General features: G+C 56.3%; 8 protein-coding genes, 1 tRNA gene and 2 pseudogenes. 5 read left to right on the top strand and 6 right to left on the bottom strand.

Annotated features, from left to right (window positions below):
- Positions 1 to 211 (bottom strand): annotated as a pseudogene (locus OA90_RS28880) (IS630 family transposase); the annotation flags it as partial.
- Positions 212 to 298: 87 nt separating this feature from the next.
- On the opposite strand from OA90_RS28880, the gene OA90_RS28875 reads away from it, so the two are divergent.
- A complete protein-coding gene (locus OA90_RS28875) occupies positions 299 to 466 on the top strand; it encodes a hypothetical protein (RefSeq protein ID WP_156510714.1) in 168 nt (55 codons plus the stop codon).
- A gap of 329 nt (positions 467 to 795) precedes the next feature.
- Here the strand turns inward: OA90_RS28875 and OA90_RS27215 are convergent, their stop codons facing one another.
- Complete coding sequence (locus OA90_RS27215) at positions 796 to 1,893, bottom strand: tRNA-dihydrouridine synthase (RefSeq protein WP_068420127.1); 1,098 nt, start codon at positions 1,891 to 1,893, stop codon at positions 796 to 798.
- 365 nt (positions 1,894 to 2,258) lie between these two features.
- Between OA90_RS27215 and OA90_RS27210 the strand changes: the two genes are divergently transcribed.
- On the top strand, positions 2,259 to 2,702 hold the full coding sequence (locus OA90_RS27210) for a hypothetical protein (protein ID WP_199823880.1): 444 nt from the start codon (positions 2,259 to 2,261) through the stop codon (positions 2,700 to 2,702).
- Positions 2,703 to 2,959: 257 nt separating this feature from the next.
- On the opposite strand, the gene OA90_RS28870 is transcribed toward OA90_RS27210, so the two are convergent.
- Both OA90_RS28870 and OA90_RS27205 read right to left on the bottom strand, forming a co-directional pair.
- Positions 2,960 to 3,040 (bottom strand) — tRNA-Ser (locus OA90_RS28870).
- Positions 3,034 to 4,194 carry a tyrosine-type recombinase/integrase gene (locus tag OA90_RS27205; protein WP_068420125.1) on the bottom strand — a complete coding sequence of 387 codons (1,161 nt, stop codon included), beginning with the start codon at positions 4,192 to 4,194 and terminating at the stop codon, positions 3,034 to 3,036. Before OA90_RS27205 ends, OA90_RS28870 begins: the two co-directional genes overlap by 7 nt.
- An 11-nt stretch (positions 4,195 to 4,205) precedes the next feature.
- On the opposite strand from OA90_RS27205, the gene OA90_RS27200 reads away from it, so the two are divergent.
- Positions 4,206 to 4,400 carry a hypothetical protein gene (locus OA90_RS27200; RefSeq protein ID WP_068420123.1) on the top strand — a complete coding sequence of 65 codons (195 nt, stop codon included), beginning with the start codon at positions 4,206 to 4,208 and terminating at the stop codon, positions 4,398 to 4,400.
- A 44-nt stretch (positions 4,401 to 4,444) separates the two neighbouring features.
- Here OA90_RS27200 and OA90_RS28865 read toward each other — a convergent pair whose 3' ends face one another.
- Positions 4,445 to 4,645 carry a hypothetical protein gene (locus OA90_RS28865; protein ID WP_156510713.1) on the bottom strand — a complete coding sequence of 67 codons (201 nt, stop codon included), beginning with the start codon at positions 4,643 to 4,645 and terminating at the stop codon, positions 4,445 to 4,447.
- 85 nt (positions 4,646 to 4,730) lie between these two features.
- Here OA90_RS28865 and OA90_RS27195 point away from each other — a divergent pair, with 85 nt between their 5' ends.
- A complete protein-coding gene (locus OA90_RS27195; RefSeq protein ID WP_208986312.1) occupies positions 4,731 to 5,201 on the top strand; it encodes a hypothetical protein in 471 nt (156 codons plus the stop codon).
- On the opposite strand, the pseudogene OA90_RS28355 reads toward OA90_RS27195, so the two are convergent.
- Positions 5,120 to 5,440, bottom strand: a pseudogene (locus OA90_RS28355) (transposase); the annotation flags it as partial. The gene OA90_RS27195 and the pseudogene OA90_RS28355 overlap by 82 nt on opposite strands.
- Before the next feature lie 55 nt (positions 5,441 to 5,495).
- On the opposite strand from OA90_RS28355, the gene OA90_RS28860 reads away from it, so the two are divergent.
- Positions 5,496 to 5,692, top strand: a 197-nt coding sequence (locus OA90_RS28860; protein ID WP_156510637.1) for a transposase, incomplete at its 3' end; no start/stop codon positions are given.

The following is a 5,692-nucleotide window of genomic DNA, read 5'->3' as shown; positions in this document are numbered from 1 at the left end:
CGGGGCCTTTTGCATTGAAACGCAAGACCCAGTCGCGGATCACCTGGACCGTCACGCCGCCGACCGCACCCGCATCGCTGCGCAAGCCGCCGTCATAGATCACTGCAAGCGCCAAAAGGCGCCGTGTTTGATCGGCATTCACCGAGCCACGGGCTAGATGACGAAGGGTTGGAGCATCAAAGTCATCTCGAAGACGGATAGGGGCGGACATGGCAAACTCCTCATGTTCCCCATCAGGAATCATATTCGCGAAACTTTGGGAATCCAAAAGAGTCGTCAAATTCGTCGCTTGGTATAAATGGCGGCCCTGCCGGGAGAAAGTTCGAACCTTTTGGATGATCTTTTCAAAGAACTTGAAGATTGGGAAATAATCCTGAATTCACTTCAGGACTTTGGTGTGGATCAAAATCGGGATGAGTTGGATTTACCCGCGCCGGCGATCGACCGGCAACCCAACGTCAAATGACAGACCTGAGCCCAAAGTAACTGATGCTGCGCGCGACGCCGATGGCAGGTTTGTTTTAAAAACAGGATTGTTTAACTTCGGGAGACGGGCAGTTCGACCGGTTACCGCGATGTTTCATCTGGCAAGATGTTCCAGGCAAGGCGATGTAGTCGGTGTTGAGCTGATTTAAGGTTTGGTAGACATCGGAAACGCTGGACAACCAATCGTTTACGGCTACCACCAGAACCGAGCTCGCACCCCAGGGTAACAAAGCCAAGGGATGCGAGCAGAATTGCTCGACAGACAAGCTGGTTTGGCTGATACGGCTATTCGTAAGCGTATCTCGGATACTAGGCTGATATCGCAAATCCGCCGTTGTAGGTGTCGCTCTTTCTACGGATCTGCGAATGTTCAACAATCCTTTCGCGTGCGATCCCTCGGAATTCCTCGATCGAGGAATGTCCTTTTTGTTCCAGATAGGCGCTCAGATCGTCCTTCAGTTCCTGAATAAGCTTCACACCTATGCCGCCGCTGCCCTTTTCTTCCATGGCTGCGGTGCAAACCTGCAAGTTTCCGGCGCCATGCACGATGAAGTTGAATGCTTCACGAAAACCGCGAATGCCCCCGATGCCCGAGATCGATTTATCGGGAAACGCGCGCGAGATATCGGATACACGTTGCAGCGCCTGATGCAGAATCGCCAAACCGCCCAGTCCTCCGGATGTCACGAGCCCATCCACTTCAACCTCGAACTTCAGCGTCTCTGGATCCATCAATGGAAGCGACGGGAAGGTGTTGCACAGCGAGATCGAGGCTGCACCGGCGTCGTAGGCGGCGGCTGCCCCGTCGAGAAGAGAAGAGTTCGCGGGCGTTAGTTTGACCCAAATCGGAACGCTGACGGCGCTCTTTACTGCCTGAAGTACTGATCTGATGATCTCTTCGTCATTGGCCACATTGGCCCCCATGTCCTTGCGGTCCATGTGAGGGCAAGAAAGGTTCAGTTCAATCGCGTCACATCCGACGCCTACAACTGCCTTTGCCAGTTTGCGCCAATTTTCCATTTCCTCCTCGTTGCCGGCACCGGCCATGATCGACGCGATAACCATGCGGTCCGGGTATGTAGTCTTGATCTCTTCCAGATCGGGCAACCAAAGGTCCAATGACTGGTCAGAGATCAGTTCCCAGTTCCAGGAGGAATGTGAAACAGTATCAGGACGTTTCATCCGCGAGACATAGGGCTTCGTCTCGCTCGTGCGCTGATAGATGGTCTTGGGGCCGGCCACGTTTTCGACCGGATGCAAGCCGATGGTCTTGGTGACAACGCCTCCCCAGCCAGCCTCGAACGCTCTCATGATCTTCCGTTTGTTTTCCGTCGGTGGAGCAGACGCAAGAACGAATGGATTGACGAAATTAAGGCCTGTGAAGGTTGTGGAAAGCGAACTGGTCATCGGGCATCTCCAATTAATACCGCTCCATGGATGTATTTTTTGACCATTTAGTCAATAGTCCTCCATTCACCTTGTAAGAACTTGCGCAAAATATGGTGTTCAGGACAGCGGTTTGCCGGATTTTTGGGCACGTCCTGATCGCACAAACGCTTATCTTCGAGAGGCAGCGGCGCGCGAAAAGCCTGTCTCTGCATGAGAGTGGCACCGATTGGTTGCCCCTTTGCGAATTTCACGACACCGCCCCCAGCCTCCCCAGCAGAGCGCTAAAACGCATAGCAAGGTCGGCCCGCATCGAAGCGAGGACGCGCGCAATGCATGCTACAAACAACGCACGAAACAGCGATAATCTGAAACCGGTCGCCGACTTGCCGATAGACGATTTTGAAGCCGCCCTTCTACCGCTGCTGCGCCACTTCACCTTGGCTTTGTCGGGCGATAGCTCCAGGGGATGGAAAACCGCATATGGGTTGGCTGCAGAGCGTTGGGGCGCGCCGATTGGGCTTTCAGTTGCACATGAGATCGGAAAACTGGTGACTGCGCTGGAAGAGACGCGCGGCTCGCTGCCCTGTGTTCAGGACCCGCTTTCCATGGATGCCCGTTTGCTTGTGACACTGGACGAAAAGCACTTTCTGCTGATGGTCCACCATATGCGACGAGATGCGACAGCTGATGCCCGAGATGCTGTTTGGGCATTGACAGAAGGGCACACGCTTGCGGCTTTCATTCGGCAAGCTCTTGGTTTCGCGGCCAGACACAGCCTGGCCGCTCCCCTTGTATCCGGGCGAGCACCGGTTCTGCGGATTGTTTAGAAAATGGTTTTTTCCTGTTGGTGCCAATCTGCGGCCATTCAACCTTTTACAGTCAACGTCCGGTTCGCCCAGGAACCGCCCGACAACAACGTCGAACCAACTTACACAAGGTCAGAAAATTCAATTGTGTTGCTCAGATCCCGTTAAGCAGGTTCGGAAACGCTATGGTTTTAGGAAAGTGGCGGAGGAGCGAGGACAAAGTCCGACCCCGAAGCCATGCGCTCAAGTAGCCGAAGGCGGTTGCGCAATAATAGAAATGGCGGTGAGGGTGGGATTCGAACCCACGGTACGCTCTCACGCACGGCGGTTTTCAAGACCGCAAAATCCAAAACTATTTCCGTTTTAAGTTCAAGTTTTTATCGCCATTAACGTCGGTTTCCGTGGGAATTTCGCGGGACTTGTGGGCCTCTTCCAGTGCCTTGCGGAAATCGTCGTTCATGACATGGGCGTACTTTGCCGTCGTCGTGATCCGTGTATGACCGAGCAATTTCTGGGCGACCCTCAGGTTCTTGGTTTTCCTGAGAACGCGCGTTGCACCCGTATGGCGCAGGTCGTGCGGACGCAACTCCGGCCGGCCGACGGCTATCGCGGCACGTTTGAACTCACCATAGAAAGCGCTCAGTGAAATAGGGTATCGGTGCCCCCGTATCCTGCCGGCGCGGGTGCGCCTGGCGATGAAGGTAAAAACGGCGTCCTCGTGCTTGCCAATATTGTTGGCGAGCAACACCAGCATGGGCTGCGTGATAGGCAACACGACGCGCCTGCCTCCCGGCTTCTTAGATTTTACGTAGAACGTCACTTCGTGCTTGTCGAAATCGACGTCCTGCGGCTTGAGCAGCCTGCTTTGGCTGACCAGAACGTTGCCGGCGCGATTGCCGGCCAGCAGAAGGAAGTCCATGACGTCGTGGTAGTCGTCACGCATCTTTTCGCGGATCCGGTCGTAGATATCCTCGGGGATCTCGACAACGCGCTCCTCGGGCTCCTCGCCGAGCACCTGGCCGAAGTTGGGTAGGCGGATGTCCTTCTCCCAGACCAGTGCGGCCCGGCGCATGACACTGCGCAGCAGCTGGATCTCGCGATTGATGGTCGATGGTGAGGGGAGTTTGTTGCGACGATTGGGCTGCTTGCTCCGGATCTGGGCATATTTGGCAAGGTGATTTGTCGACACATAGGAAAGGTGGAGGGGCTTGCCTTCATCGGCAAGAAGGTCCTCGAGGATGTCCTGGAGCAGTTCCAGACGCCAGAAGATCGTGTCGGGCCGCGCCAATCCTTCGCCTATTTCCTCCCACCAGCGCTGAAACGCGCCGTCGATCGAAGTGTCGTCACGCGGCGTCTTGACCCGCTCGCGTTCGCGTTTTTCGAACGCTAAGGCTTCCTTTTTTGACGTCTTTCCCGTGCTTCCCGAAAACCGATGACCGTTCCACTGGAAGTCGAAGTAGTAGACTTTGGAGACTTCCTGGGCCGCTTTGTCTTTTCGCCGGTAGACGGACATTTTTGAGCCCCTTGGCTTGGCGTGGTCAGGTATTCGACCAGGAAGGGCAGCGTGTAGATGCGCCGCTTGCCACGCTGAATGTGCTTGATCTTGTTGCCGGCGACCAGGTCTGTCAACGATCGAGGATCGATACGGAGGATGCGGGCCGCGTCGACATGACCAACCTCAAGCTTTCCCTGCATTTCCTGTTCAACGCGAGAGATTAAAATTTCGGTTGCTTTGAGGTTGGCTTCTGACAACGCCTGCATCCTTATCCCCGAACCCGAATGCCGATAAAGGACAGACGCAGCTCCAGTTCGGTGCGGGCCTTGTCCTCGCCCCAGGGCTTGACGGGATAGGGGAAGGGCGCGGGCAGGCGCCAGTGGCCGGGGACGCGGCAGGGGGCCATCAGGTCGCGGACTTCGGCGGCGGTCTGCATCTTGTCCATCAGGGCAAGGGTGTTAAACCGCACTGAAAAAGGTTTAGATAACCCCGTTGGCCCCGCCCGCGGGGTTTTTTGTTGGGCGCCGATGCATGGGATGTTCTGGATGCTTGGGATGTACTGGTCAGACATCGCGGGGCTCAAGACCCTCGACCGGGCCATGTCCAGGCTTTCAGGCAAGACGATCCGGTTGATCGGTTCGCGGGCGTTGAACCGGGCGGGTTCGCAGGGGCGGACCAAGGCCGGCCGGGCGCTGGCAAAGCAGACCGGTCTGAAACTGCGGACTATCCGCAAGGCCATGGTCCCGCTCAGGGCGTCGGGTGTATCGCTCGAATACCGGATCAAGGCGCGTGGCGGCGATATTGCGCTCAAGCATTTCGATGCCAGGGAAACCGGCAAGGGCGTGAGCGCCAGGCCGTTCGGTCGGCGCAAGATCTTCACAGGAACATTCATCAAGGGCGGGAAGTTTCCCTCGCGCGTGTCGCTCAACAAGGGCGGCCAGGTGAACCGTCCGTGGCGGTTCTTCGAGAAGGTCGAGTGGTCCGGTATTGGATCGCTCAGATCCAGGCGGCAAAACCAGCGGTAAGCCAGATTGAGATGGACCTCTTCGCAAAGCCGCCGTTCTGACCGGATACCCATCGTGTAACCGACCAGCAGCATCCTGATCATCAGTTCCGGATCGACTGAAGGACGACCGGTCGAGCTATAAAACGGAGCCAGATGCTTGCGAAGATCGGAGAGATCAACAAACCGGTCAATCGAGCGTAACAGATGATCATTCGTAACCACCCGATTGCCACCGCCTGCCTGACTTGAACCGATTATTGTAAGAGACGTGCATAACGACGTCGTTTGCGACGTGTCTTATGCGGGGTTGTCGATGCGTGGTGAAATTCTTGGAGTTGAGCGGCGAAGGCGGTGGCGAGATGAGGACAAGCTCGGGATCGTGATGTCGGTCGGGGTTGATGGCGCGACGGTGACCCAGGTTGCGCAGCGCCACGATGTGAGCCGACAGCAGATCTATACTTGGCGGCGTGAGCTGAAGAAGAAAGGATTGTGGTCGCCGGACGACGGCGC

The sequence above is a fragment of the Labrenzia sp. OB1 genome (genome assembly GCF_001624695.1).
GTDB lineage: Bacteria > Pseudomonadota > Alphaproteobacteria > Rhizobiales > Stappiaceae > Roseibium.
This window is presented reverse-complemented; position numbering and strand designations above follow the sequence as displayed.

Coding starts and splice junctions, on each gene's coding strand:
- OA90_RS28875 (WP_156510714.1), top strand. CDS start 299: ATGGCGGCCCTGCCGGGAGAAAGTTCGAACCTTTTGGATGATCTTTTC.
- OA90_RS27215 (WP_068420127.1), bottom strand. CDS start 1,893: ATGACCAGTTCGCTTTCCACAACCTTCACAGGCCTTAATTTCGTCAAT.
- OA90_RS27205 (WP_068420125.1), bottom strand. CDS start 4,194: ATGTCCGTCTACCGGCGAAAAGACAAAGCGGCCCAGGAAGTCTCCAAA.
- OA90_RS27195 (WP_208986312.1), top strand. CDS start 4,731: ATGTACTGGTCAGACATCGCGGGGCTCAAGACCCTCGACCGGGCCATG.